The 24,311-nt window shown below is 66.8% G+C and carries 26 protein-coding genes; 11 read left to right on the forward strand and 15 right to left on the reverse strand.

Annotation, left to right across the window (positions count from 1 at the left end; genetic code table 11):
* Positions 1 to 103: 103 nt before the first annotated feature.
* Entirely contained in the window at positions 104 to 1,333 is a 1,230-nt protein-coding gene (locus A6F68_RS11255; protein ID WP_067680053.1) for a pyridoxal-dependent decarboxylase, exosortase A system-associated, read from the reverse strand.
* Positions 1,330 to 2,844 carry an acyl-CoA ligase (AMP-forming), exosortase A system-associated gene (locus tag A6F68_RS11260; RefSeq protein ID WP_067680056.1) on the reverse strand — a complete coding sequence of 505 codons (1,515 nt, stop codon included), beginning with the start codon at positions 2,842 to 2,844 and terminating at the stop codon, positions 1,330 to 1,332. Before A6F68_RS11260 ends, A6F68_RS11255 begins: the two co-directional genes overlap by 4 nt.
* Between A6F68_RS11260 and A6F68_RS11265 the strand changes: the two genes are divergently transcribed.
* From A6F68_RS11265 to A6F68_RS11280, 4 genes are read left to right on the forward strand one after another with little or no spacing between them, the layout of a single operon-like run.
* Positions 2,843 to 3,832, forward strand: coding sequence for a GNAT family N-acetyltransferase (locus A6F68_RS11265; protein ID WP_084001804.1), 990 nt, complete (start codon positions 2,843 to 2,845; stop codon positions 3,830 to 3,832). The two genes, A6F68_RS11260 and A6F68_RS11265, sit on opposite strands and share 2 nt — an antisense overlap.
* A gap of 35 nt (positions 3,833 to 3,867) precedes the next feature.
* On the forward strand, positions 3,868 to 4,158 hold the full coding sequence (locus A6F68_RS11270) for an acyl carrier protein (protein ID WP_067680058.1): 291 nt from the start codon (positions 3,868 to 3,870) through the stop codon (positions 4,156 to 4,158).
* On the forward strand, positions 4,155 to 4,841 hold the full coding sequence (locus A6F68_RS11275) for an alpha/beta hydrolase family protein (RefSeq protein WP_067680060.1): 687 nt from the start codon (positions 4,155 to 4,157) through the stop codon (positions 4,839 to 4,841). Before A6F68_RS11270 ends, A6F68_RS11275 begins: the two co-directional genes overlap by 4 nt.
* Positions 4,838 to 5,617 carry a hydrolase 1, exosortase A system-associated gene (locus tag A6F68_RS11280; RefSeq protein ID WP_067680063.1) on the forward strand — a complete coding sequence of 260 codons (780 nt, stop codon included), beginning with the start codon at positions 4,838 to 4,840 and terminating at the stop codon, positions 5,615 to 5,617. Before A6F68_RS11275 ends, A6F68_RS11280 begins: the two co-directional genes overlap by 4 nt.
* Here the strand turns inward: A6F68_RS11280 and A6F68_RS11285 are convergent.
* The 9 genes from A6F68_RS11285 to A6F68_RS11320 all read right to left on the reverse strand — a co-directional run bounded on the left by A6F68_RS11285 (position 5,614) and on the right by A6F68_RS11320 (position 14,790).
* A complete protein-coding gene (locus A6F68_RS11285) occupies positions 5,614 to 6,804 on the reverse strand; it encodes a class I SAM-dependent RNA methyltransferase (RefSeq protein WP_067680066.1) in 1,191 nt (396 codons plus the stop codon). The two genes, A6F68_RS11280 and A6F68_RS11285, sit on opposite strands and share 4 nt — an antisense overlap.
* Entirely contained in the window at positions 6,801 to 8,198 is a 1,398-nt protein-coding gene (locus A6F68_RS11290; protein WP_067680069.1) for a bifunctional ADP-dependent NAD(P)H-hydrate dehydratase/NAD(P)H-hydrate epimerase, read from the reverse strand. Before A6F68_RS11290 ends, A6F68_RS11285 begins: the two co-directional genes overlap by 4 nt.
* Positions 8,185 to 8,514, reverse strand: coding sequence for a hypothetical protein (locus A6F68_RS11295; protein ID WP_074428315.1), 330 nt, complete (start codon positions 8,512 to 8,514; stop codon positions 8,185 to 8,187). Before A6F68_RS11295 ends, A6F68_RS11290 begins: the two co-directional genes overlap by 14 nt.
* 26 nt (positions 8,515 to 8,540) lie before the next feature.
* Complete coding sequence (ilvD, locus tag A6F68_RS11300) at positions 8,541 to 10,385, reverse strand: dihydroxy-acid dehydratase (RefSeq protein WP_067680072.1); 1,845 nt, start codon at positions 10,383 to 10,385, stop codon at positions 8,541 to 8,543.
* A gap of 65 nt (positions 10,386 to 10,450) precedes the next feature.
* A complete protein-coding gene (locus A6F68_RS11305) occupies positions 10,451 to 11,185 on the reverse strand; it encodes an N-formylglutamate amidohydrolase (protein ID WP_067680075.1) in 735 nt (244 codons plus the stop codon).
* Entirely contained in the window at positions 11,182 to 11,988 is an 807-nt protein-coding gene (locus A6F68_RS11310; protein WP_067680078.1) for a 4-(cytidine 5'-diphospho)-2-C-methyl-D-erythritol kinase, read from the reverse strand. The genes A6F68_RS11305 and A6F68_RS11310 overlap by 4 nt, the downstream gene beginning before the upstream one ends.
* A complete protein-coding gene (locus A6F68_RS11315) occupies positions 11,985 to 12,494 on the reverse strand; it encodes an endonuclease domain-containing protein (protein ID WP_335673614.1) in 510 nt (169 codons plus the stop codon). Before A6F68_RS11315 ends, A6F68_RS11310 begins: the two co-directional genes overlap by 4 nt.
* A gap of 73 nt (positions 12,495 to 12,567) precedes the next feature.
* Complete coding sequence (locus A6F68_RS15055; RefSeq protein WP_157096721.1) at positions 12,568 to 13,140, reverse strand: hypothetical protein; 573 nt, start codon at positions 13,138 to 13,140, stop codon at positions 12,568 to 12,570.
* 3 nt (positions 13,141 to 13,143) lie between these two features.
* On the reverse strand, positions 13,144 to 14,790 hold the full coding sequence (locus A6F68_RS11320) for an electron transfer flavoprotein-ubiquinone oxidoreductase (protein ID WP_067680081.1): 1,647 nt from the start codon (positions 14,788 to 14,790) through the stop codon (positions 13,144 to 13,146).
* Positions 14,791 to 14,865: 75 nt separating this feature from the next.
* Between A6F68_RS11320 and A6F68_RS11325 the strand changes: the two genes are divergently transcribed.
* The 7 genes from A6F68_RS11325 to A6F68_RS11355 all read left to right on the forward strand — a co-directional run bounded on the left by A6F68_RS11325 (position 14,866) and on the right by A6F68_RS11355 (position 21,022).
* Positions 14,866 to 15,645: a uracil-DNA glycosylase family protein gene (locus A6F68_RS11325; protein WP_067680084.1), complete on the forward strand. Its 780-nt coding sequence runs from the start codon at positions 14,866 to 14,868 to the stop codon at positions 15,643 to 15,645.
* Positions 15,624 to 17,387 carry a lytic transglycosylase domain-containing protein gene (locus tag A6F68_RS11330; protein ID WP_067680087.1) on the forward strand — a complete coding sequence of 588 codons (1,764 nt, stop codon included), beginning with the start codon at positions 15,624 to 15,626 and terminating at the stop codon, positions 17,385 to 17,387. The genes A6F68_RS11325 and A6F68_RS11330 overlap by 22 nt, the downstream gene beginning before the upstream one ends.
* On the forward strand, positions 17,387 to 17,914 hold the full coding sequence (gene moaB, locus A6F68_RS11335; protein ID WP_067680090.1) for a molybdenum cofactor biosynthesis protein B: 528 nt from the start codon (positions 17,387 to 17,389) through the stop codon (positions 17,912 to 17,914). The genes A6F68_RS11330 and moaB overlap by 1 nt, the downstream gene beginning before the upstream one ends.
* The gene (locus tag A6F68_RS11340; protein WP_067680093.1) at positions 17,914 to 18,543 is read left to right on the forward strand and encodes a hypothetical protein; all 630 of its coding nucleotides are present in this window, start codon (positions 17,914 to 17,916) and stop codon (positions 18,541 to 18,543) included. The genes moaB and A6F68_RS11340 overlap by 1 nt, the downstream gene beginning before the upstream one ends.
* A 37-nt stretch (positions 18,544 to 18,580) precedes the next feature.
* The gene (locus A6F68_RS11345; RefSeq protein ID WP_067680096.1) at positions 18,581 to 19,666 is read left to right on the forward strand and encodes a PA0069 family radical SAM protein; all 1,086 of its coding nucleotides are present in this window, start codon (positions 18,581 to 18,583) and stop codon (positions 19,664 to 19,666) included.
* Between the two features lie 153 nt (positions 19,667 to 19,819).
* On the forward strand, positions 19,820 to 20,719 hold the full coding sequence (locus tag A6F68_RS11350; RefSeq protein WP_198152595.1) for a hypothetical protein: 900 nt from the start codon (positions 19,820 to 19,822) through the stop codon (positions 20,717 to 20,719).
* A gap of 54 nt (positions 20,720 to 20,773) precedes the next feature.
* Positions 20,774 to 21,022, forward strand: a complete 249-nt coding sequence (locus A6F68_RS11355) for a hypothetical protein (RefSeq protein ID WP_198152596.1) — start codon at positions 20,774 to 20,776, stop codon at positions 21,020 to 21,022.
* A gap of 10 nt (positions 21,023 to 21,032) precedes the next feature.
* On the opposite strand, the gene A6F68_RS11360 is transcribed toward A6F68_RS11355, so the two are convergent.
* From A6F68_RS11360 to hisI, 4 genes are read right to left on the reverse strand one after another with little or no spacing between them, the layout of a single operon-like run.
* Complete coding sequence (locus A6F68_RS11360; protein WP_067680105.1) at positions 21,033 to 21,533, reverse strand: GNAT family N-acetyltransferase; 501 nt, start codon at positions 21,531 to 21,533, stop codon at positions 21,033 to 21,035.
* 4 nt (positions 21,534 to 21,537) lie between these two features.
* A complete protein-coding gene (locus A6F68_RS11365) occupies positions 21,538 to 23,337 on the reverse strand; it encodes an acyl-CoA dehydrogenase C-terminal domain-containing protein (RefSeq protein WP_067680107.1) in 1,800 nt (599 codons plus the stop codon).
* 12 nt (positions 23,338 to 23,349) lie between these two features.
* The gene (locus A6F68_RS11370; protein WP_067680109.1) at positions 23,350 to 23,793 is read right to left on the reverse strand and encodes a MerR family transcriptional regulator; all 444 of its coding nucleotides are present in this window, start codon (positions 23,791 to 23,793) and stop codon (positions 23,350 to 23,352) included.
* 32 nt (positions 23,794 to 23,825) lie between these two features.
* The gene (gene hisI, locus A6F68_RS11375) at positions 23,826 to 24,206 is read right to left on the reverse strand and encodes a phosphoribosyl-AMP cyclohydrolase (RefSeq protein ID WP_067680111.1); all 381 of its coding nucleotides are present in this window, start codon (positions 24,204 to 24,206) and stop codon (positions 23,826 to 23,828) included.
* Positions 24,207 to 24,311 lie beyond the last annotated feature (105 nt).

A 24,311-nucleotide genomic window follows, 5' to 3' on the forward strand; every position in this document is an offset into this window, starting at 1 on the left:
GCGTGTACCAGCCCGCTTCCTCGCCGAAATTGGTGAACATACCGTTAGGCTTGAAGTGCCCTCTGGAGGGCGGTCCCGCGTCGGGACAACACGAGGAGAATGGTTAAACCAGCATCTCGCGCGCCGACCCCTGGCCGAGGAAATTCGCCGGGGACGCGCTTGCGCCATAGGCGCCGGCACAGAAGACCGCGACCAGATCGCCCACGTCGGCCCGCGGCAGCATGGCCTTGTCGGCCAGCCGGTCGAGCGGAGTGCACAGGCACCCTACGACGTTAGCTTCCTCGTCAGCTTCAACACCAAACCGGGTGGCGATCGCGACCGGGTAGTTCCGCCGCACGACGGTGCCGAAATTGCCCGATGCGGCCAGCTGGTGATGCAGTCCGCCGTCGGTGACGAGATAGGTTTCGCCGTGGCTTACCTTCCGGTCGACGACCTCGCAGAGGTAAACCCCCGCCTCGCCGACGAGGTACCGGCCCAGTTCGATACAGAGCTGCGTGGTCTCGAGCGTTTCGGGCAGCGTGGCGAACCTCCTCGACAACTCTTCGCCCACGTAATCAAGATCGACGGGGGCATCGCCGGCGAAATAGGGAATACCCAGGCCGCCGCCCATGTTGAGCTTGGGCAGCGGGCCGTGGCCGATCTCGCGCGCAAGCCGGTCGGCGAGATCGAGGACGTTGCCCTGCGTCTCTGCGATCGCCTCGGCATCGAGCGCCTGGCTGCCAGTGAAGATGTGCAGGCCGCGCCAGTCGGCCCCCGCCGCGATCACTTCGCGGGCCAGCGCGGGGACCCGCTCCGCGTCGATTCCGAAAGGCTTGGCGCCCCCGCCCATTTTCATGCCCGAGCCGCGCAGCTCGAAGTCCGGGTTGACGCGGATCGCGATGCGCGGAGCCGCCCCGAGCCGGCTGCCGATGGCCAGCGCGCGGCGGGCCTCGTTCTCGCTTTCGCAGTTGAGGGTGACGCCCGCAGCAATCGCCGCTTCCAGTTCCGCATCGCGCTTGCCCGGACCCGCGAAGCTGACCAGCGCGGGATCGATCCCGGCATCGGTCACCATCGCCAGTTCGCCGCCGGACGCGATGTCGAACCCGTCGACGAGGCCCGCCATGTGCTCGATGACCGGGCGAAACGGGTTGGCCTTTACCGCGAAGTGGATCGCCAGCCGTTCGGGCATCGCCGCGCGCAGTTCGGCCATCCGCGCATCGAGATGGGCCTTGGAATAGACGAACAGCGGCGTGCCGCCGGCCTCGGCGACCAGCTCCCGCGCGGTCTTGCCTCCGATCGCGAGTTCGCCGTCGCGGCTCTCGTAGCCCGTCGGAATGGGCCCAAGCGGCTTCACGCGGCCAGCTCCGCGGCGAGCGCGTTGCGGTCGAGCTTTCCATTCGGGTTGCGCGGCATCTGGGCATATGGGCGGATGGTGCGCGGCTGCATGAAGTTCGGCAGAGCCGCTGCCAGCGCCTTGCGCAAGCCCTCCTCATCGAAATCGCCGGCGGGCCGCACCGCAAGGCACACCGCCTGGCCGAGCCGCGGATCGGACACGCCGACCGCTACGGCTTCCGCGACCATGCCGGTGGCGACAGCCGCATCCTCGACCTCCTGCGGGCTGATGCGGTTGCCCGCGCTCTTGATCATCGCGTCGCGCCGCCCGACGAAATAGAGCAGGCCGTCGCCCTCGCGCCGCACCCGGTCGCCCGACCACACGGCCATACCGCCATAGCTCGAAGCCCGCGGAGCCGGTTTGAACCGCTCGGCCGTGCGCGCCTCGTCGTTCCAGTAGCCGAGCGCGACCAACGGGCCGGCGTGGACCAGTTCGCCTTCCTCGCCGTCGGCGGCGATGTCGCCGTGGTCCCCCACCACGAGAATCTCGGCGAAGGGAATCGCCTTGCCCATCGAGGTCGGGTGGCTGTCGACCAGCGACGGGTCGAGAAAGGTCGAGCGGAACGCCTCCGTCAGGCCGTACATCGGGAAAATGCGTGCCTGCGGGAAGGTGCGCCGGAGCGCCCGGACCAGCGGTTCGGTCAGCGCGCCGCCGCTGTTGGTCAGGCGGCGCATCGAGCCGGTCGCCTCTTCCGGCCAGTCGATCTCGGTTAGTTGGACCCACAGGGGCGGTACGGCGGCAAGGGTCGTGACCCCGTGCTTCGCACACGCCTTCACCACGTCGCGCGCGACGAGGTAGTCGAGCGGGACGACACATCCCCCGGCGTACCACGTGCTGAGGAGCTGGTTCTGGCCATAGTCGAAGCTCAGCGGCAGCACGCCGAGCGTTACGTCGTCCGCCGCCATGTCGAGGTAATGCGCCACGCTGACCGCGCCGAGCCACATGTTCGCATGGCTCAGCACCACCCCCTTGGCCTTCCCGGTCGATCCGCTGGTGTAGAGAATGGCGGCGATCTCGTCGGGATCGTGCTCCGACGGTCCGAGCGGATCGTGAGCCTCGACCTCTGCCCACAAATCCTCTTCGGCGAGCACGGCGCAGTGTTCGGGCACATCGCCCTCGACGAGACTTGCGAGCCGCGCCGCTGTTCCGATGAGCAGCACCGCGCCGCTGTCGGACAGGATATGCGCGACCTGCATCCGCTTGAGCAGCGGATTGATCGGGACATGCACCATCCCGGCCCGCGCACAGGCGAGCGGCAGCAGGCAGCTCGACTCGCCCTTGGCCGCCCAACTCGCGATCCGATCGCCCTTTGCAGCGCGGCCCGTCAGCCACGCGGCAAGCTGACCGACACGGGTTCTTAAGTCCTCATGGTTAAGCGTGCGGCCGCGCAAGACCAGCGCCGGCGCGGTCCCCCTGCCCCTTTCGGCAAGGTGATCGAGCGGCCGGGGCCGGGGATCGAGCGTAAGGGGCATGGTTACTCCGAGGGACAACAGCACTTTGGTCGCGGTCAGCTATCACGACACGGTTAACGTCTTGCAAGCCGCAGGTGCGCCTTGGGAGGGCCCGTTCGATCGCGCCGAGTGGTTCGAGCTGCTCGCCGATGCGGGATTGCCGCCGCTCGTGGCCCGATGCGGCGACGCCACGCTGATGCTGACCAGGGCGAACGGCCGGATCGAGCCGATGCGCAACTGGTACGCCTTCACGTGGCGTGCGCGCGGCGACAATCCGGTCCTGCTAGCCGCCGTTGCCCGATCGCTCCGCGCACATAGCCACCGCGTAACACTCTGGCCTGTGCCCGACGAGGACGGCAGCGCGACCCGGCTTGCAGCCGCCTTCCGCACCGCGGGCTGGCATGTCGCGGTCGACCGGTGCGACCACAACCACGTTATGCCCGTGAACGGGCGCAGCTTCTCGGAGTACTGGGCAGGACGGCCCGGCCAGATGCGCACCACCCTCAAGCGGAAGGCGAAGAAGGTCGCGGTCGAGATTCACGACCGATTCGACGCAGTCGCCTGGTCCGAATACGAGGCAATCTACGCGGAAAGCTGGAAGCCCGGGGAAGGCGATCCCGATCTTCTGCGCGCCTTCGCCCAGGCCGAGGGAGCGGCCGGTCGCTTGCGCCTCGGCATTGCCCGCGCCGAGGACCAAGCAGTCGCCGCGCAGTTCTGGACGGTCGAGAACGGCACAGCCTACATCCACAAGCTCGCACACCGCGAAAGCGCCAAACCGCTCTCGGCCGGAACGACGCTCACGGCGGCACTCTTCGAACGGGTCATCGACGTCGACAAGGTGGAGCTGGTCGATTTCGGCACCGGCGACGATCCATACAAGCGTGACTGGATGGAGGTCGATCGGCCGCGTTTCCGGATCGATTGCCTCGACCCTCGCCAAGCGGCGGCCTGGCCCGCCCTTGCCAAGCGCGCCCTGCGCGTGCTTGCACCCGGGGCATCCGCTCGCTAGGGCGCGGCGCGTTTACGTGAGGGGGATCAGCCCGGATGACTGACGGCCACCATCTCGCCCCCAGCCGGGCATCGATCGACGCGAAGCTGCGGGCGATCATTGCCGACGTTCTCGGGCTCGACGCAGAGCGCGTCGCCGGCTTCGACGCCGACACCGGCCTGTTCGGGCACCTGCCCGAACTCGATTCGATGGCGGTCGCGGGCTTGCTTACCGAGATGGAAGACCGTCTCGACATCGTGATCGACGATGACGACGTCGATGGCGAGATGCTCGAGACCTATGGCGGCCTGCTGGCTTTTGCCGAGGGCAAAGCCGTAACGACGTGACCTCCTTCGAATTCAGGGACTGGGCGTGCCCTGCCCCCGACGGCGGGAGGCACGACGAACAGGCGCTGGTATTCGACCGCAACCGACCGCACCGGCTGCTCGTCCTGCCTGCATGGTTCGACGAAGCGAACAAGCTCCGCCGGCAGACGGTCGAGGTCATGCGGCGCCTTGACGCGTCCGGCATCGACTGCGTTCTGCCCGACCTGCCGGGGTGCAACGAGAGCAAGGCGAAATTGCCCGAACAGACGCTTGAGGTCTGGCGGGATGGCGCTGCCGCCGCGGCCGCGCATTTCCGGGCGACGCACCTGCTGACAATCCGCGCGGGCGCGCTGCTTGCGCCGGCGGGCCTGCCCGGTTGGCGATATGCGCCCACCGGGGGGCGGCAGGTTCTGCGCGCCATGCTGCGCGCCAGGACCATTGCTTCCAGGGAAGCGGGCAATGCCGAACGCACTGAAGACCTGCAGGACATCGGCCGGACGGACGGGATCGAGCTGGCCGGATGGACCATCGGCGCCGCGATGTTCCGCGCGCTCGAGACGGCCGAACCCGATGGCGTGCTGACCGAGATCGAACAATCGGCGCTGGGCGGCCCCGGCCTCTGGCTTCGCGCCGAACCCGACGAGGACGCGGCCCAGGCCGATGCGCTCGCAGCGGTCGTCGCGATGGGGATGCTGGCCGCATGAGCCGGCTTCACCTGACGTTCGCCTGCGGCGGGGCGACGCTTGCGGGCACGCTCGACACGGCACCGGGGACCAGCGGACTGCTGATCGTGAGTGGCGGCAACGAAGTGCGCTCAGGCGCCTTTTCGGGGCAGGCCAGGCTCGCCGCAGCGATCGCGGCAGCAGGCTTTCCCGTATTTAGATTCGACCGCCGGGGTATCGGCGACAGCGAGGGCGAGAACCGCGGTTTCCGCAAAAGCGGCAACGACATTCGCGCGGCGATCGAGGCGTTTCGGGCGATGGTCCCGGCAATGAACCGCGTGGTCGCGTTCGGCAATTGCGACGCGGCCAGCGCGCTGATGCTGATGCAGGGCGACATGTGCGACGGGCTCGTCCTGTCGAACCCCTGGACGATCGAGCAGGACGACGGCGCGATGCCGGCCGAGGCGATCCGCTCGCGCTATCTCGAGAAACTCAGAAACCCGCGCGAACTCGTGCGACTGGTGACGGGCGAAGTGAACTTGCGAAAGCTGGCAAGGGGACTGGTGAAGGCGGCCGGCCCGAAGGCGCAGGCCACTTCGCTTGCGCAGGACATGGCGCGAGGGCTCGATGCCTCGACCAAGCCCTACCGCTTCCTGCTCGCCGAAGCGGACCGCACCGCCCAGGCCTTCCGCGCGAGCTACCCGATCGAACCGGACGCAGACGTCCGGATCTGCGAGGGCGCCAGTCACGCCTATGCCGAACCGCATGCCCGCGAATGGCTGCGCAAGGAATTGCTGGCCGCGCTCAGGGGCGCCTAGCGCACGAACAGGCTCGCGAGTTCGACATGCGTCGACCAGCGGAACTGCCCCACCGGGCGCAATTCCGCGAGCCGAAAGCCCGCGTCGGCAAGGGTGCGCGCATCCTTCGCCCAGCTGGCCGGATTGCAGCTGACGTACACCACCCGTTCCACCGCGCTTTCGGCGATACGCGCCGCCTGCTCGCGGGCCCCGGCGCGCGGGGGATCGAGCAAGACCCCGGCGAACCGGTCCAGCTCGTTTGACTGAAGCGGGTTGCGAAAGAGGTCGCGGTGATGCGCTTCGACGGGCAGTTTGCCCCGCGCCGCGGCGGCGCGGCAGGCAAGGTGCGCATCGCGCGCAGCCTCGAAGGCCGATACCGGAGCATCGAGGGCGAAGGCGAACGTGCCGAGGCCCGCGAACAGGTCCGCGACCGGATCGGCACCGGCAAGCCACTCGCGTGCGGCGGCGACAAGCGCGGCCTCGCCATCCGCCGTCGCCTGGAGGAAAGCGCCCGGCGGCAGCGCCACCGGCGTTCGCCCGAGCGTGACCGTGAGCGGCTGCGGCTCCCACACGGCTTGCGCTCCGTAACCCATGTCGATCGTCAGGCGGGCAAGGCCATTGTCTTGCGCGAACGCGAGCGCGGCCTCGGTCGCTTCGAGACCCTCCATGGCGAAGCCCCTGATGCCGCAATCGACACCCTGATCGGCCAGCGTCAGCTCGACGTCGACCGACCAGCGCCCCCGCTGATGGCCGAGCAGGCGGCGCAGCGGGGCGACCAGCGCGAAGAGTTCCGGGCGCAGGACGTGGCATTCGGCCAGGTCCACGATCCGGTGCGAGCCTGCCTCGCGAAAGCCGATGGCGACCTTGGCGCCCAAGGGTTGCGCGTGGAGCGAAGCCCTCCGACGGCTGCGCGGGGGCGACAGGTGGGTTTCACCGAGGATTTCAGGCTCCAGTTCCTGCGACCGCGCGGCGTAGAGGACCCGGTCGCGCACGAAAGACGCCAGCGCGACGTCATCGACATGCTGGAGCTGGCAACCGCCACACTTGCCGAAGTGGCGGCAGGGCGGAGTGGCATGATGCGGTCCCGCCTCCACCGAGCCGTCCGGCAGCACGACGTCACCCGGTGCAGCCAGCGGAACATGACGTCCGCTCGGCGTTATCCCGTCGCCCTTCGCGGCGATCCGCACGATGGGTTCGGAAACGCTCACAGGAATCGCGCGTAAGCCGATGATATTGCGGACACCATATCGTCTGCGGTCAGTGCAGGCCCCGCCATCCGGCCCGCCTCGGAATGCAGCCAGACGGCTTCTCCGGCAGCCTTGAACGGATCGCCGGAGATGGCGAGGCGGCTCGCCGCCAACCCGGCAAGGACGTCACCGGTCCCCGCGCTGGCGAGCCACGACGGCGCCGGCGGAAAGTAGGCAAGCCGTCCGTCCGCCGAGGCAAGGATTGTGTCGGGCCCCTTGGCGAGGATCGTGATCCCGGTTCGGCCCGCCAGGGCGCGGGCGCGGGCGACCTTGCCCTCGCCCTCGATACCGAAAGTCTCACACAACCGCGCGAGTTCGCCGGCGTGCGGGGTCGCGAGGATACGCGCCGGATCGACGCCTTCGAGCGCGTCGTCGTCGAGCAGGTGCAGCGCGTCGGCATCGAGCACAGTGGGCACGCCCCGCGCGAGAGCCGCCTCGAGACGTTCCCGCGCCGCATCGTCGCGGCCCAGCCCGGGACCGACCAGAAGGGCCGACCAGCGCGCGTCGGCGAGCACCTCGTCGAGATCGCCGTGATCGACAACCAGGGCGGCGGGCGCGGCCGGGTGCGAGACGGGGGACAGCAGTTTCACGTAACCCGCCCCGCCCCGCATGGCGGACTCCGCCGCCAGCAGGGCAGCACCCGGCATCGCGCCGGCGACCACTCCGACGAGACCGCGGGTGTACTTGTGGGCATCGCGCGCAGGCGCGGAGACGCGTGGCCGCGGATAGACGGACGCAGCGCTCGCCGACGCCTCAACCCCGATATCGACCAGCCTACTTTCGCCGAGGCGGGACAGGGCCGGAATCAGGAAGTGCGCCGGCTTCCAGGCCCCGAGCGCCAGAGTCAGGTCGAACCGCGGCACGCGGCCGAGAAGCGCACCGTCGTCGGTCGCCACCCCGCTCGGCAAGTCGATCGCGACGGAGTACGCGTGATGTGCAGCAAGCTCTGCGAGCAACGCCTCGTGCTCTTCGGAAAGCGGGCGGGTCAGTCCCGATCCAAACAGGCAGTCGACGAAAACGCCGCCATGAGCCCCGGCGGCATCCTGCGCGACACGCCCCTGCCAGCGATCGCGCGCGGTGCGGGCCGCTGCCGTCCCCGGCTCGGCCGGCGCGATCACGACCACGGCAAGGCCACGGGCCCGCAACGTTTCCGCGATCACGTAGCCGTCGCCGCCGTTGTTGCCGGGACCGCACAGCACGGTGACCGGGCGACCGGCCGCGACCCGCCAGACCCACTCGGCGGCACCGCGCCCTGCCCGCAGCATCAGTTCGTCGACCGATGTGCCCGCATCGATCAACGCATCTTCGGCGGCGCGCATTTCGGCCGCGGTCAGGACCTGGTCAGGACTGGACATCGAGCGTGGCCGGAAAACGATAGCGATCAGCGCCGACGGTGACCTGCAGCACCCGGGGCTCGCCGACCAGTTCGTTGATCGCTTCCTCGGCGCCGTCGATCGCGATCATGCCGCCGCGGTTCTCGGCAATGCGCAAGCGGCGGAACTTGCCGTCCGGATGACGTACGACGAACTCGGGCCCCTGCTCGCCCGCGACTTTCTCGACCAGGCAGTCGCGCCCGAAATCGGAGGCTTCTCCGATGGCGCATGCAATGGGCGTGGCGTCGGCCGCCGCCTGAGGTTGGGGTTCGCCGCGGCTGCAAGCCGACAGCGCCACAAAACCCACAACGGGCAGAATGCGTATCAACGGTAGAGTCGGCTGACGTCGCGCACCGCCCCGCGCGCGGCGCTGGTGGTCATCGCGGCGTAGGCCTGGAGCGCCGAAGAGACCACCCGCGGGCGCGGCTTGGCGGGGAACCAGCCGGCATTGTCCTGCTCGATCCTGCGGCGGGCGAGTTCCTCGTCCGGCACCACGAGCTGGATGCTGCGATTGGGAATGTCGATCTCGATCCAGTCGCCATCGCGCACGAGACCGATGGTACCGCCCTCGGCCGCTTCGGGGCTGCAATGCCCGATCGAGAGCCCGCTCGTGCCGCCCGAGAAGCGCCCGTCGGTCACCAGCGCGCAAGCCGCGCCAAGCCCCTTCGATTTCAGGTAGCTCGTGGGATAGAGCATTTCCTGCATCCCCGGTCCGCCGCGCGGCCCCTCGTAGCGGATCACCACGACGTCGCCCGACACGACCTGGTCGGTCAGGATGGCCGCCACGGCCGCGTCCTGGCTCTCGAAGACCTTGGCCGGCCCGCCGAAGCTGACGATGCTCTCGTCGACACCCGCCGTCTTCACGATGCAGCCGTCCTTGGCGAGGTTGCCGTAGAGCACCGCGAGCCCGCCGTCCTGGCTGAATGCATGGTCCCGGGACCGGATCACGCCGCTCGCGCGGTCGGTATCGAGGCTTTCCCAGCGCTTGTCCTGGCTGAAGGCGGTCTGGGTGGGCACGCCGCCGGGCGCTGCGCGGTAGAAATCCTGCACCTTGGGATTGTTGGTCAGGCGCACATCCCAGTCGGCGAGCGCGTCGCCCATAGTCGGCGAATGCACCGTCGGCAGCGCGGTGTGGAGCAATCCGGCGCGGTCGAGTTCGCCCAGGATCGCCATGATACCGCCGGCGCGGTGGACGTCTTCCATGTGGACGTCGCTCTTCGCAGGGGCGACCTTGCACAGGCACGGCACTTCGCGGCTGAGCCGGTCGATGTCGGCCATCGTGAAGTCCACACCGGCTTCGTGGGCTGCCGCGAGAAGGTGGAGCACAGTGTTGGTCGACCCGCCCATGGCGATGTCGAGGCTCATGGCGTTCTCGAACGCCTCGAAGCTGGCGACATTGCGGGGAAGCACGCTCTCGTCACCCTCGCCGTAATAGCGATTGCACAGCGCCACCACGAGGCGCCCCGCGCGCTCGAACAGGCCCTGCCGGTCGGCATGAGTGGCGAGGACCGAGCCGTTGCCGGGCAGCGACAGGCCCAGCGCCTCGGTCAGGCAGTTCATCGAGTTGGCGGTGAACATGCCCGAGCAGCTGCCGCAGGTCGGGCAGGCCGAACGCTCGATCTCGGCGACCTCCTCGTCGGTGAACTTCTCGTCCGCCGCGGCAACCATCGCGTCGACGAGGTCGAGCGCGACTTCCATGCCCTTCACCACGACCTTGCCCGCTTCCATCGGCCCGCCGCTGACGAACACCGTCGGCACGTTGATGCGCATCGCGGCCATGAGCATGCCGGGGGTGATCTTGTCGCAGTTGGAGATGCACACCATCGCATCGGCGCAGTGGGCGTTGACCATGTACTCGACGCTGTCGGCGATCAGTTCGCGGCTGGGCAGCGAATAGAGCATCCCGTCGTGCCCCATCGCGATGCCATCATCGACCGCTATGGTGTTGAATTCCTTGGCTACTCCGCCCGCAGCCTCGATCTGGCGGGCGACCAGCTGGCCAAGGTCCTTGAGGTGAACGTGGCCGGGCACGAACTGGGTGAAGCTGTTGACCACTGCGACAATGGGCTTGCCGAAATCGCCGTCCTTCATGCCCGTCGCGCGCCAGAGGCCGCGGGCGCCGGCCATATTACGGCCGTGAGTGGAAGTCTTCGAACGGAGATCGGGCATTGTCTGGTCCTTGGCTGTCGGGGCCGACCTAGGCGAACCGCCGCGCCAAACCCAACGCCTTTTCCTTACGCCGCCTCAAGCATGAGTGCCACCCGGCCCGCGACATCGGCGATCAGCGCGGCCCAGCGCGCCTGGCCCGCTTCGGTATCGATCTGGTCCTGCCGCACCTCGATGCCGAGGTATGCACGGCCGTGCGCCTCTGCATGGCGGTTCATCGTCGCGTTGAGGTCCCGGCCCGAATAGGGCTCGTTGTCGCCGACGGTGAGCCCCGCCTCGCCGAACAGGCGGATGCCGTGGCGGGCGGCGCGGTCGTCGGTGTTGTAGAGAATGCCGACCTCCCACGGGCGGCTGGCGGGCGCGCTCTTGAGCGCCGGGGTGAAGCTGTGCAGCGAGATGACCAGTCCCGGATCGGCATGGTCGAGCCAATCGGCGAGCGCATGGTGGTAGGGGCGGTGAAATCGGTCGAGCCGCCGCTCCAGGTCCGCGCCGATGTTGCCGGGGATCGTGTGCCCGTCGCTGCTGGCGGGCACGACCCGCGGATCGTCCTCGTCGCGGTTGAGATCGCAGACCAGGCGGCTCACGCAGGCGACATGCGCGGGGACGCCATGACGTCGCGCCATGCGCTCCGCGACGCCTTCGACGCCGATGTCGATGGCGATGTGGTCGTTCATGAGCGCGGGTTCGATGCCGAGGACGATGTCGTCGGGGACGAAGTTCGATGCGTGATCGGCGATGAGCACGATCCCGCGCCTGCGCGGCTCGGGCCCGATGTGGCGCCAGGGCTGCCATTCGCTGATCATGGGCGCAGGTTTCCGCTCATCTGCCACCAGCCGGGATGATCGCGCGCGATCCGCTCCGCCGCCTCGTCGCGCGTCTGCTCGTCGGCGTAAAGCGCAAAACAGGTCGCGCCCGAACCCGACATGCGGGCGAGAGCCGCGCCCTCGCGCAGCGCCGAAAGGACCTCGGCGATCTGCGGGACCAACGCGATTGCGGGCGCTTCGAGGTCGTTGCGCCCATCCGCGGCGATCTTCGAGGCTGGCCCATCGGGCAGCGGCCCGCGATCCTCTCCGTCCCATCCGGCGAACACCGGCCCGGTCGCGAGCGGCAGGCGCGGATTCACGAGGATGACAGGAGTGCCCTCCAGATCGTTGTCAACACTCGACAATTCGGTGCCGGTTCCGTGGCCGAGACACATCCGGCTCTCGACGCAGGCAGGCACATCGGCGCCGAGCGATGCGGCCCGCTCGCGCCAGTCGTCTGGAAGCCCGTGCATCGCCTCGACGATCCGGAACACCGCCCCCGCATCCGCCGACCCGCCCCCGAGCCCCGCGGCGACTGGCAGGTTCTTCTCGAGCGCGATCGCCAACCCGCCTGTCCGGGGCAGTTTGCCGAGCGCCTTGGAGACAATATTGCCAAACGGATCAGCCAGTTGCGGGGCGAACTCGCCGATAACTGTTAGCTCGTCCCGCTCTGCCGCGCGCGCGGTCAGCCCGTCCCCTGCATCGACGAACGCGAACAAAGTCTCGAGCTCGTGATACCCGTCCCCCCGCCGCCGCCGGACATGCAGCGCAAGGTTGATCTTGGCGAATGCGGTTTCGTTCACCCGTCCTCCCCCACCGGGGGAGGGGGACCATCCGCAGGATGGTGGAGGGGCACAATCCTCTGGCGAGACATCGCGGCAGCCCGCTGCTCACAAACCTCGACGACTCTCGCGACAACTGCCTCCACATCATCCAGCACAACCCGGGCAGGAACCCGCAAAGTCGCGATATGCTGCGACCGCAACCACTCCGATCTCCGAGCGTCGCGCGCAGCAGCACGTGCGCTGTCATGGGCGAACCCGTCGATCTCGATCGCCAGTCTCACTGATGCGCAGTAGAAATCGAGCACATACTGCCCAGCTGGGTGTTGGCGACGGAATTTAAACCCGCCGGGACGATCCCGCAGGACATTCCACAGCTTGATTTCCGGCGGCGACATCTCGGCGCGTAGCTTGCGCGCGCGGCGGACAGTCTCGCTAGGTCCCGCCATCGGCACGTGCCCCTCCACCACACTGCGTGTGGTCCCCCTCCCCGTTCCGGGGAGGATGCTCCCGCCGACGCCGGACATGCAGCGCAAGGTTGATCTTGGCGAATGCGGTTTCGTGCATGCTTACGCTCTACATTTCTCCGTGATACGAATTCTATTGATCGTCACAAAGCTCGGCCCTTCGATACCCAGCTATCCATCGATCGATGATGGACTTGGGAGGCGGACCGACCTTCAGTATTTTGGAAGCGTAGAACTCTTTCGGATAGGCACCGAGATGCCCAAATCTATCCGCCGACAGCGTGACCCAGCCTTCCACTCGGATGGACGCGAACCCGATTCCGTCTAGTTCATCCAATATGCATGAATCGAGATAGCGGTTATCCAATTGCTTCCTAAGCGCGTTGCCACACCCGGTTGCGGGGCAATTGAACCAAGCTCTTAGATCGTCGCGCTCAAAAAAACTGCCGGAATTCCTGGGAAAATTTGCGCTGGAAAAATTGGAAGCTTCGAATCCGGTAATTAGCACACCATCATAAACCGCCTTCGGTGCAAGGACCACACAGCCAAGATCATCGGCCTTCACTTCCGCGGGCCGGGAAAGGTTTGGGAGTCCTGCATCGCAGATCGCCGAATACGCTGCAGTGCGATCAAATTTCGACCAAACGTACAGGCTGCCGAACCCAAGGAAGAGTGCTCCGATTCCTACGGGAGCGAGCCGCTTCATGACTCACATATTCGGATAGTTCGGCCCGCCGCCACCTTCGGGGGTGACCCAGGTGATGTTCTGGTTGGGGTCCTTGATGTCGCAAGTCTTGCAGTGGACGCAGTTCTGCGAGTTGATCTGGTATTTCGGCGCGCCGGTGGCCTCGTCGACCAGCCATTCGTAGACGCCCGCCGGACAGTAGAACTGCGAGGGGCCGCCGTAGACGCCAAGCTCGCTGCGCTTCTGCAGATCCATGTCCTTGACCTTGAGGTGGACCGGCTGGTCCTCGGCATGGTTGGTGTAGCTGAAGCTGACGCTGGTCAGGCGGTCGAAGCTGATCACCCCGTCGGGCTTGGGATAGGCGATCTTCGGGAACAGGTCGGCGCGACCGGTCAGCTCGTAGTCGGGCTCGTGCTTCATCGCCGGGATGATCGGCAGCTTGAGATAGCGCAGCCACATGTCGAGGCCGGCGATCACGGTGCCGATGTCGCCGCCGAACTTGGCGACCGCGGGCTGCGCGTTCTGCACCAGCTTGAGCTCGGTCGCGATCCAGCTGTCGCGGACCGCCGCGTCGTAGTCCATCAGCGCGGTCTTTTCCTCGCCCCGACCAATGGCCGCCACGATGCTCTCGGCGGCGAGCATGCCGCTCTTCATCGCAGTGTGGCTGCCCTTGATGCGCGGCACGTTCACGAACCCGGCCGCGCAGCCAATCAGCGCGCCGCCGGGAAACGCGAGCTTCGGCACGCTCTGCCAGCCGCCCTCGTTGATCGCCCGCGCCCCATAGGCCACGCGCTTGCCGCCCTCGAGGTATTCGCGGATCGCCGGGTGCTGCTTCCAGCGCTGGAATTCTTGGAACGGGCTGACCCACGGGTTGCGGTAGTCGAGCGCGGTGACGAACCCGAGCGCGACCTGGCCGTTCGCCTGGTGGTAGAGGAACCCGCCGCCCCAGCTCTCGCTTTCGGAAAGGGGCCAGCCCTGGGTGTGGATCACCCGGCCGGGAACGTGCTTGTCGGGATCGATGTCCCACAGTTCCTTGATACCAAGCCCGTAGACCTGCGGCTGGCAATCCGCCTCGAGGTCGAACCTGGCCTTCATCTGCTTGGTCAGGTTGCCGCGCGCGCCTTCGGCGAGGAGCGTGTACTTGGCGTGGATCTCCATGCCGGGCTGATAATCGGGCTTGTGCGAACCATCCGCCGCCACGCCCATGTCCTGCGTGACGACACCGCTGACGATTCCATCCTCGGAAATGATGATTTCAGCCGCCGGGAAGCCGGGGAAAATCATCACCCCCAACGCTTCGGCCTGCTCCGCCAGCCAGCGGCACATGTTGCCGAGGCTGCCGGTGTAGCACCCGTCGTTCGACATGAAGGGCGGCATCATCAGGTGCGGCAGGCTCGTCTTGCCATTCTTCGAGAGCACCCAGTGCCAGTTGTCGGTGACCGGGGTCTGCGCCATCGGGCAGCTATCGCGCCACTCGGGCAGAAGCTCGTCGAGCGCCTTCGGATCGACCACCGCGCCCGACAGGATGTGCGCCCCGATCTCGCTGCCCTTTTCGAGCACCACGACCTCGAGTGCATCGTTGAGCTGCTTCAGCCGGATCGCCGCGGCCAGGCCCGCCGGGCCTCCACCGACGATCACCACGTCGCACGGCATCGATTCGCGTTCGCTCATTGCCTGTCGGCTCCCCGTTGGAATGTCGGGGAAACGCTTGATTGCAGCGCGGGGGCAGGTCAAGACCCATGTCCCGTGGACAAGCCTGCTTCCCATCCCCTGGCCAGTGATATTGCCGCCGTGCTCGACTGGTGGCGCGAAGCGGGCGTCGACGCGGTGTTTCGCGACGATCCGCACGCGTGGCTGACCGATCCCGACGCAGCAGCAGAGGAGCCAATAGAGGCTCCCCAGCGGCGGATCGCCGACGAGGTGCCGCCCATCGCGCTCGAGCCGACCATCGGCGGCCCCCGCGAAAGCTGGCCGACCGATCTCGCGGCTTTCCAGCGTTGGTGGCTTGCCGAACCGTCGCTCGACGAAGGCGGCCTATCCCCGCGCATTGCACCCGCCGGGGAAGCGGGAGCGGACCTCATGGTCCTTGTCGCCATGCCCGAGGAGATGGACCGGGAAACGCTGCTGTCCGGCCCGCATGGCAAGCTGCTCGACGGGTTCCTGCGCGCGGCCGGGCTGCCTGGCGAAAAGGTCTACAAGGCCGCGGTCCTCCCCCGGCACACCCCGCTTGCCGACTGGGCACAGATCGAGCGACAGGGCATGGGCGAACTCCTCGCCCACCACGTCGCCCTCGTGCGCCCGAAGCGACTGTTGGTCTTCGGACGGAACATCCTGCCGCTTTGCGGGCACGATCCAGCGCAAGGCGCTCAAAAGTTACGTTCCTTTAACCATGAAGGCGGCAGGGTTCCTTCGCTGTTTGCAGCCGGGCTCGAACGGTTGCTCGGTAACGGGCAGCTCCGGGCGCGTCTCTGGCAGCACTGGCTGGATTGGACGGAAAGCGACACATGGCGCGAAGCCGACGGATAGCTGTACTCATCGCGAGCGCATTGGCCTGCACTTTTGCCTCGCCCGCTCTCGCCAATTCCAGCGCCGCCGAATATTTCCGCAACCGCGCCAATTCGACCAACGTCCCCGAGCTGCTGAGCAAGTCGGAGCGCGACTGGTACAAGTCGCTGTTCTCGGCGATCGACGCCAAGGACTGGACCCGCGTCGACGCGATGTTCGCCGAGAAGGCGGACGGGCCGCTGCACCAGGTCGCGCGCGCAGAATATTTCCTCGATGCCGCGAGCCCGAAAGTCGAACTGCCGGCGATCGAGGCCTGGCTGTCGCAGGGCACTAGCCTGCCGCAAGCAGAGCAGATCGCCAATCTCGGCCTCAAGCGCGGTCTCACCGCGATGCCCGGCCTGCCTGCCGAGCAACGCCTCGTCCCGCAGGGCTACGCCCCGCGCCGCGTTCTTCCCTCGGCGGTCGACGACGGAACGATGCCTGCGACGGTCAAGGCGGCCATCCTGGAGCGGATCAAGAACGACGACCCGTCCGGCGCTCGCGTACTACTCGACGGTGTCGACGCTTCCCTGTCGAGCGCAGCCCGGGCCGAATGGCGCCAGCGCGTCGCCTGGAGCTATTACATCGAGAATCAGGATGCCGCCGCCCTGGCGATGGCGAACACGGTCCGCGAAGGCGGCAGCGGCGCCTGGGTGGGCGAAGGCGACTGGGCCGCCGGCCTTGCGGCGTGGCGCCTGAACGACTGCGCAGGCGCGGCCGATGCTTTCCAGCGGGCGGCGCTCTCAGCGCAGAATCCCGAGCTCAATGCCGCCGCCTATTACTGGGCGAGCCGTGCGAACGTGCGTTGCCGCCAGCCCGAAAAGGCCGCCGAGCAACTGCGCGGCGCGGCCCGGATGGACGAGACGCTTTACGGCATGCTGGCACGCGAAGCCCTGGGGCAGGAGCTTCCGGGCGGAAAGCGCACCGCGGACTTCGATCTCGGCGACTGGCAACGGCTGCGCGATCAGCCCAACGTCCGCACGGCGGTTGCCCTTTCGGAAATCGGCCGCGATGCCCTTGCCGACGAAGTGCTGCGCCACGAGGCCCGGATCGGCCCGGCGAGCGAATACGACGCCCTGAGCCGCCTTGCGCGCGAACTCGGTCTGCCGTCGACCCAGTTGTGGATGTCGGCCAATGCTCCGCGCGGAGCCCGGGCGGAATACGCACTGCGATATCCGGCGCCGCGCTGGCAGCCTTCGAACGGCTGGAAGGTCGACCCGGCGCTGGCCTTTGCGCACGCGCTGCAGGAATCACGCTTTCAGGCCGGCGCCGTCAGCCCCGCAGGCGCGCGCGGGCTGATGCAGATCATGCCTGCAGCGGCGAAAGACCACTCGGGCAGCCTTGGTTACAGCGGCAGCCCGAGCGATCTTAACAAGCCCGAGGTCAATCTGGCGTTTGGCCAGCGACACCTTTCGATGCTGCGCGACAGCGCGGCGACCGGCGGGCTGCTTCCCAAGATCATGGCGGCCTACAACGCAGGTCTCAGCCCGATCACCCGCTGGAACAGCGAGATCAACGACCAGGGCGATCCGCTGCTCTACATGGAAAGCATCCCCTATTGGGAAACGCGCGGCTACGTCGGCATCGTGATGCGCAACTACTGGATGTACGAGCGGCAGGCAGGCGTCGGTTCCGAAAGTCGCAAGGCGCTGGCGCAGGGAATGTGGCCGACCTTCCCCGAGCTTTCGGGTGCGCGAGCAGTTCGCCTGAGCAGCAACCGCTGATGGCGGTCGATCCCGACCGGCCGTTCAGGCCGATCAATATCGCCGTACTGACCGTTTCCGACACCCGCACTGTCGCCGACGATACCAGCGGCGACATCCTTGCCGAGCGTGTGCGGTCCGCCGGCCACAAGCTGGTCGCTCGTGCCATCGAAAAGGACGATGCGACCATCCTCGCCAATCGCCTCAATACGTGGATCGACGACCCCCAGGTCGATGCCATCGTGACGACCGGCGGGACCGGCCTGACCGGCCGCGACGTGACGCCGGAGGCGCTCGACCGCGTGAAGGACAAGGAGATCCCCGGCTTCGGCGAGCTGTTCCGCATGATCAGCTATCGATCGATCGGCACCAGCACTGTCCAGAGCCGCGCGATGGCGGTCGTCGCGCGCGGAACCTACATCTTCGCGCTGCCCGGCTCCAACGGCGCGGTGAAGGATGGCTGGGACGGCATCCTCGCCGAGCAACTCGACAGCCGCAACCGCCCCTGCAACTTCGTGGACCTTATGCCGAGGTTGCAGGAATCCTGATGGCGGCGCGGCCGAGCAACCGGTTCGTGCGCAAGGCCATTCGCGAGGTAATGGAGCCGCAACTCTCGGCTTGCGGCTTCTCCGGACCGTATCCCGAGTTCAAGCGGACCTGGAGGGACGAATTGCATTTCGTCTGGTTCTCGACAGCCAAATACGGCGGATCGTTCGCGTTCCAGGGAGCGCGTGCGCCGCGCGGTCCGTTCAAACACTGGGACGGAAAGATCATTCCCGAAACGGAATTGCGGTTCGCTCACACCAACTTCGATGATCGCGCATCGGTTGAACGAATGATCGACTTGTGCCTGCTCGACCGGTCGGTCGTGTCCCGGAGCGTCGGCGGTTTCGAGTATGCGCACTTTGTCCACGATGAAGGGTCATGTCGCGCGCTCGTGCAAGAGGCCGCTTCGGCCTTGCCCCGTTTGATCCGCTGGCTCGAAACGCGCGAACCGGGCCCCGGCATTTCGGCTCCCGGCCACAGGCTCCGCAGCGCTTACTCCAAACAACTGAGCTGGCACATGGCCTGTGGCATGGTCGGTGCGTTCGACATCCGTGGGGTCAGGCCCGAGGTTCCGGGCCGCGACACTACCGAACTATCGCAGGCCGCCCCCGAATACTCTGGCTCCGCGTAGCTGGATCACCCGGGTTGTTCCATGTATGTTCTCATGCATGGAACGGCGACTCGCTCCGGAAATCGCTGGCCGCGGCGCTCAGGGTTCGGCGGTGCCGACGCGTTTCGGCCTGGCAACGCGCGAGATCGACGGCGACTGGCGCGACCATATGGAGGCGCTCGACGGGCCACCGGTGAAGCTGCGCACTACCGTCACCGAAGAGAATCCCAAGACGATCCTCAGCTTCAACACGTCCCCCGACATCCCGTTCGACCGCTCGATCAACGCCTATCGCGGGTGTGAGCATGGGTGCGTCTATTGCTTTGCGCGGCCAACCCATGCGTACCACGACCTTTCACCCGGACTGGACTTCGAAACGAAGCTGTTCGCCAAGCCCGACGCGGCGCGGTTGCTGCGCGAAACGCTGGCGAAGCCGCGCTACCGGCCGAAACCGATAGCGATGGGGACCAACACGGACCCCTACCAACCGATCGAGCGGCGCTATCGCATCACCCGGCAGGTTCTTGAGGTGTGCCTCGACGCGCGCCATCCGGTGACGATCACGACCAAGTCCGACCGGGTCATCGACGATCTCGATATCCTCGCCGAGATGGCCAGGCGGCGTCTTGTCGCGGTTTGCGTATCGGTCACGACGCTCGATCCGAAGCTGTCGGGGAAGCTCGAGCCACGCGCCGCCGCCCCCGCCAAGCGCCTTGCCGCCCTTGGGAGGCTGGTCGAGGCCGGGGTGCCGGCACATTGTTCGGTCGCGCCGATTATCCCCGCCATCACCGACGGTTTCATGGAGGACATCGTCGCCCGCGCAGCTGCCTTGGGAGTCCGCTCGGCAGGCTGGATTCCGCTCCGCCTGCCGCACGAGGTGGCGCCGCTGTTCCTCGAGTGGCTCTCGGTCCACTTTCCCGAGCGGGGCGACAAGGTGATGGGGATCGTCCGCTCGATCCGCGGCGGCAGGGACAACGATCCGGATTTCTTCACCCGCATGAAACCCTCGGGGGTCTGGGCGGACCTCTTCCGCGCACGTTTCGCCCTCGCCTGCAAAAGGGCCGGGATCGGCAAGGAACGGTTCGAGCTCGACTGCACGAAATTCCGGCCACCGGAAACAGGCGGCCAGATGCGACTCCTTTAGTGCGTTAATCCAATTTTCGGCTCGCAAAGCTAGGAAATCGCGGCACCTTTTCCGGAGTCGCAACTCATGAAGAACCTGTCTTCCGCCCTTCTCCTGGGGGCATCCGTCCTGCTCGCTTCGTGTGGAGGCGGGTCCGGCGAATCGACGGGTCCAGTGGCCGTCACGCCCGCGCCCTCGCCCTCGCCTAGCCCCTCTCCATCGCCCACACCGACCCCCGCTGCGACCTACAAGCCGGTGTACGATTTCTCGGCCGACTTCCGATATGCACTCATTGCGGCGGCGGTCGAGCGGGTCGGAACGATCTCGGCCGGACAATTCGTCCAGTCGAGCGAGGGTCGATCGGTCGATGCGCGCGCCGTGGACCAGTTCCTGTCATGGAACCGGGCGAGCGAAATGATCGCGCTCGACTACGGCGGGGCGGTGTCCAGCTTCGGCCCGAACCTGCTGGCGAGCGAGACGGTCGGCGGGCGCCAGTGGCGACTCCTGCAGAACACACCCTACGTCGATGAAACGCTTACCGTGTCGGCGACGACATCGACCGCCAGCCTGGTATCGAGCGAATCAATCCTGCTCGTGCGACAGGCGCGCGATTACGATGTCAGCGATGGTACAGGACGACGCGTGAAGGCAGACCGCTACGCCATCGGAGGCGCAACGACGATCGCAGGCGACCTCCCTTCCAGCGGGCAGGTCGGGTACCGTTTTACGGCGATCTCGACATCGCCAACTCGCGACGGAGCGGGCGGGTTCGGAACGACGGCCGATGCAGTGTTCGATTTTGGCGCGACAAACTTCGTGCTCGACCTGCCGCTCGTCCAGGGTTCGACGGTGGGTGGCAATCAGCCTGTGCGGATCAACGTACGGCTGCGCGGCACCTACGTGCCCTCGACCGGTCGTTTCGAGGGCACCGCCGAAAGCCCCGATTCCGATTACACGGGGACGTTCGCGGGTGCGATGTTCGGCCCCCGCGCGCGGCAGATCGGGATCGTCTTCGTGATCGGGAGCCCGACCCGGCAGAGCGTCGTCGGGTCGCTCACCGGGTTGCGAAGTTAACCCGGCTCGTTGGTCCGGTGGTCGACCCTTGCCTCATTGGCCGGGGCGACTACCATGCACCCGATGCCAAGCTGCCGGATCATCATGGTGCGCGGCACGGGGGCCGTGTCGGAGGACTGGGGCGAGTTCGACTTCGTCGCCCTGCCCTCGCCCGCCGATCGCCTTCAGGTGATCCGGGACGGGACCGAAAATTACGCGACGGTGCTGTCGGTTCACCACCAGCCTTCCCCCGTGGGCAGCGGTCATCCACCGATTGCAGAGGTCGTGGCGAAATGGACCGGATCGGGCGCGAAGCTCCGATAACGTCGACGGGTCAGCCGAGCGCGCGCTGCATGTAGAGGGTGTCGAGTGTCCGCCCGAACTTGCGGCCCACGCCGCGCATCCGGCCGGCTTCCTCGAACCCCGCTTTCATATGGAGCGCGACGCTCGCCGGTTCGGCACCGCCGATGACCGCGATCATCTGCTCGAACCCGCAATGGTGTGCGGCATCGATCAGTGCGGCCAACAGGCTTGTGCCGACGCCCTGGCCCACCCGGTCGGGAGCGATGTAGATGCTGTCCTCGCACGTGTGCGCGTAGGCGGGTCGGTCGCGAAACTGGCTGGCGTAGGCGTAGCCCGTCACCGCGCCTTCCGACATCGCCACGAGGAAGGGCCACCCGCGCGAAACGATCGCACCGATCTTCTCGGTCCAGAAATGTACCGGAGGCGGCTCGGTGTCGAAGCTCGCGGTGCCGTGCAGCACGTGGTGTGCGTAAATCGCGGCAACGGCCTCCGCATCGTCCGGCGTGGCGGTGCGGATGGCCGTCGTCGTCATCGGATCATGCGGCGGTGAGGAACATGTCCTCGTCGAGCGCCATCATCGCCTCGGCACCCGCCTCGATCTTCCGGCGCAGCGCACCGCAGTCGGGACCGAAACGCTCGAAGAAATAGCGCGCGGTGGTCAGCTTGGCCTCGTAGAAGGCCTTTTCGCTCGTGCCCTCCGCCAGCCGCGCGGCCGCGACCTTCGCCATCTTGAGCCACATCCAGCCGAGCGTGACCACGCCCATTATGGTCATGTAGTGATGCGCGCCCGCGCCGAGGTTGTTCGGGTTCGCCATCGCGTTCTGCATGAACCACATCGTCGCGGCCTTCTGTTCGCCGACCGCCTTCGCCAGCGCATCGGCGAGAGGCTTGAGTTCGCCCTCGGCACCGGCCACTTCCTCGTCGACCTGGGCGAAGAAGGCCTGGATCGCCGCGCCGCCCTTGTGCGCGAGCTTGCGCCCGCAAAGGTCCATCGCCTGGATGCCGTTTGTCCCTTCGTAGATCATCGCGATGCGGGCATCGCGGACGTATTGCTCCATGCCCCACTCGACGATGTAGCCGTGCCCGCCGAAGACCTGCTGCATATCGGTCGCGACGGCATAGCCCTTGTCGGTGCCGTAGCCCTTGATCACCGGGGTCAGGAGACCGAGCAGGTCGTCGGCCAGCGTGCGCTCCTCCTCCGTTTCCGCCTTGTGGGTCAGGTCGACCTGAAGCGAAGCGTAGAGGTAAAGGGCGCGCATGCCCTCGGTGAAAGCCTTGGCGTCCATCAGCATGCGCCGCACGTCGGGGTGGACGATGATGCTGTCGGCCTTCTGGTCGGGCTCGGCCGGGCCGGTCAGCGCGCGGCCCTGACGGCGGTCGCGCGCATAGGCGACGGCGTTTTGATAGGCGATCTCCGCCTGCGAGAGGCCCTGAATGCCTACACCGAGGCGCGCGGCGTTCATCATCACGAACATGGCCGCGAGGCCGCGCATTTCCTCGCCGACGAGCCAGCCCTTCGCACCGTCATAGTTCATGACGCAGGTCGAGTTGCCGTGAATGCCCATCTTGTGCTCGATCGAACCGCACTGGACCGCGTTGCGCTCACCCAGCGAGCCGTCGTCGTTGACGAGGATCTTGGGCACTACGAACAGGCTGATGCCCTTGCTGCTCTCGGGAGCGCCCGGCGTCTTCGCGAGCACCAGATGGATGATGTTCTCGGTCAGGTCGTGCTCGCCGGCCGAGATGAAGATCTTGGTCCCGGTGATCGAGTAGCTTCCGTCGGCCTGCGGTTCGGCCTTCGTGCGGATGAGGCCGAGATCGGTTCCGCAGTGCGGCTCGGTCAGGTTCATCGTGCCGAGCCACTTGTTGGCGATCATGTTGGAGACATAGGTCTCCTTCAGCTTGTCGCTGCCGAAGGCGAGCAGCGCATTGACCGCGCCGTTGGTGAGTCCGGGATACATCCCGAACGACTGGTTGGCCGACGAGACGTACTCCTCGAGCACGAAGCCGAGGACGTGCGGCATGTCCTGCCCGCCGAAATCGGCCGGCGCGGCGAGCGTCGACCAGCCCGCTTCGACGTACTGGTTGAACGCTTCCTTGAAGCCCGTCGGAGTGGTGACCGACCCGTCGGGATGCCGGGTGCAACCCTCGCTGTCGCCCACCTGGTTGAGCGGGGCGATCACTTCCGCGCAGAACTTCCCGCACTCGTCGATCACGGTGTCGATCAGGTCCGGAGTCGCACTCTCGAAGCCGGGCCGGTTGCCATAGCTCGGAAGGTCCAGAACCTCGTTGACGACGAACTTCGTATCGCGGGTCGGGGCGTTGTAGATGGGCATGAAAGGTCCTCGTTATCCTTCGTCGACGACGCGCTCGACGTGCGCGACGAACTCGGTGAGCTCGGTGATGGCCGAATCGATGTCATCGCGCTGGCGTTTCAGCTTGGCGATGTGCGCGCGGCACTTTTCGATGGTGAAGCGGCGTTGCTCGACGCGCCCGTCGCCGAGATCGTACAGGTCGATCATCTCGCGAATGTCGCCGAGACTGAATCCGACGTTCTTGGCGCGCATGATCCATGCGAGCCTGGCGCGGTCGCGCTTCGAGTAGATCCGGGCCAGACCGACACGACGCGGAGCGATCAGGCCCTCGTCTTCGTAGAAGCGCAGCGCCCGGGCGGTGCAGCCGAATTCCTCGGTAAGGTCCGAAATCGAGAACTGTTCGCGCTCGAGCAGGTCGGGGCGATCGATGTGCGCGCCCTGATGGGCGGAATCGGGCTTGCGGGCGGGTTCGACCATGCCCGCCGGATAGCCCTTACTTTACGTTTGCGTCAAGTATTGACGGACCGGAGAACGTCGCCGTCAAGCTCGCGGTAGAAGCAACTTATCGCCCCCGTGTGACAGGCCGGGCCTGTTGGTCGGCATTCGAGCACCAGCGCGTCCTGGTCGCAGTCGACGAGAATGCGCTCCACGCGCAGCGTATTTCCCGAAGACTCGCCCTTCATCCACAGACGACCGCGCGAGCGGGAATGGAAATGGGCCAAGCCCGTCTCGCGCGTCTTCGACAATGCTTCCTTGTCCATGTGCGCGAGCATGAGGATCGCGCCGCTATCGCCATCGACCACGATCGCGGTGAGCAGCCCGGTGGCGTCGAACTTGGGCGTGAAAGGCGCTTCGGGCGCTTCGGAGGGTTTGTCGGGTGTTTGTTGCACGATAACAACAGCCCTCTTTCAAAATCCGCCTTCGCGCAAGATGTCGCTTTGATGAACGCAGCATCAATGAGACACATCGCCTCGCAGTCCGAAGGGGCAGCGAAC

The organism is Tsuneonella dongtanensis (assembly GCF_001698205.1).
GTDB lineage: Bacteria > Pseudomonadota > Alphaproteobacteria > Sphingomonadales > Sphingomonadaceae > Tsuneonella > Tsuneonella dongtanensis.

Excerpts from the sequence above, each read along its gene's own strand:
- A6F68_RS11265 (WP_084001804.1), top strand. The coding sequence starts at position 2,843 with ATGGTTACTCCGAGGGACAACAGCACTTTGGTCGCGGTCAGCTATCAC.
- A6F68_RS11260 (WP_067680056.1), bottom strand. The coding sequence starts at position 2,844 with ATGCCCCTTACGCTCGATCCCCGGCCCCGGCCGCTCGATCACCTTGCC.
- A6F68_RS11270 (WP_067680058.1), top strand. The coding sequence starts at position 3,868 with ATGACTGACGGCCACCATCTCGCCCCCAGCCGGGCATCGATCGACGCG.
- A6F68_RS11280 (WP_067680063.1), top strand. The coding sequence starts at position 4,838 with ATGAGCCGGCTTCACCTGACGTTCGCCTGCGGCGGGGCGACGCTTGCG.
- A6F68_RS11290 (WP_067680069.1), bottom strand. The coding sequence starts at position 8,198 with ATGTCCAGTCCTGACCAGGTCCTGACCGCGGCCGAAATGCGCGCCGCC.
- ilvD (WP_067680072.1), bottom strand. The coding sequence starts at position 10,385 with ATGCCCGATCTCCGTTCGAAGACTTCCACTCACGGCCGTAATATGGCC.
- A6F68_RS11305 (WP_067680075.1), bottom strand. The coding sequence starts at position 11,185 with ATGATCAGCGAATGGCAGCCCTGGCGCCACATCGGGCCCGAGCCGCGC.
- A6F68_RS11315 (WP_335673614.1), bottom strand. The coding sequence starts at position 12,494 with ATGTCCGGCGTCGGCGGGAGCATCCTCCCCGGAACGGGGAGGGGGACC.
- A6F68_RS15055 (WP_157096721.1), bottom strand. The coding sequence starts at position 13,140 with ATGAAGCGGCTCGCTCCCGTAGGAATCGGAGCACTCTTCCTTGGGTTC.
- A6F68_RS11320 (WP_067680081.1), bottom strand. The coding sequence starts at position 14,790 with ATGAGCGAACGCGAATCGATGCCGTGCGACGTGGTGATCGTCGGTGGA.
- A6F68_RS11330 (WP_067680087.1), top strand. The coding sequence starts at position 15,624 with ATGGCGCGAAGCCGACGGATAGCTGTACTCATCGCGAGCGCATTGGCC.
- moaB (WP_067680090.1), top strand. The coding sequence starts at position 17,387 with ATGGCGGTCGATCCCGACCGGCCGTTCAGGCCGATCAATATCGCCGTA.
- A6F68_RS11340 (WP_067680093.1), top strand. The coding sequence starts at position 17,914 with ATGGCGGCGCGGCCGAGCAACCGGTTCGTGCGCAAGGCCATTCGCGAG.
- A6F68_RS11345 (WP_067680096.1), top strand. The coding sequence starts at position 18,581 with ATGGAACGGCGACTCGCTCCGGAAATCGCTGGCCGCGGCGCTCAGGGT.
- A6F68_RS11355 (WP_198152596.1), top strand. The coding sequence starts at position 20,774 with ATGCACCCGATGCCAAGCTGCCGGATCATCATGGTGCGCGGCACGGGG.
- A6F68_RS11360 (WP_067680105.1), bottom strand. The coding sequence starts at position 21,533 with ATGACGACGACGGCCATCCGCACCGCCACGCCGGACGATGCGGAGGCC.
- A6F68_RS11365 (WP_067680107.1), bottom strand. The coding sequence starts at position 23,337 with ATGCCCATCTACAACGCCCCGACCCGCGATACGAAGTTCGTCGTCAAC.
- A6F68_RS11370 (WP_067680109.1), bottom strand. The coding sequence starts at position 23,793 with ATGGTCGAACCCGCCCGCAAGCCCGATTCCGCCCATCAGGGCGCGCAC.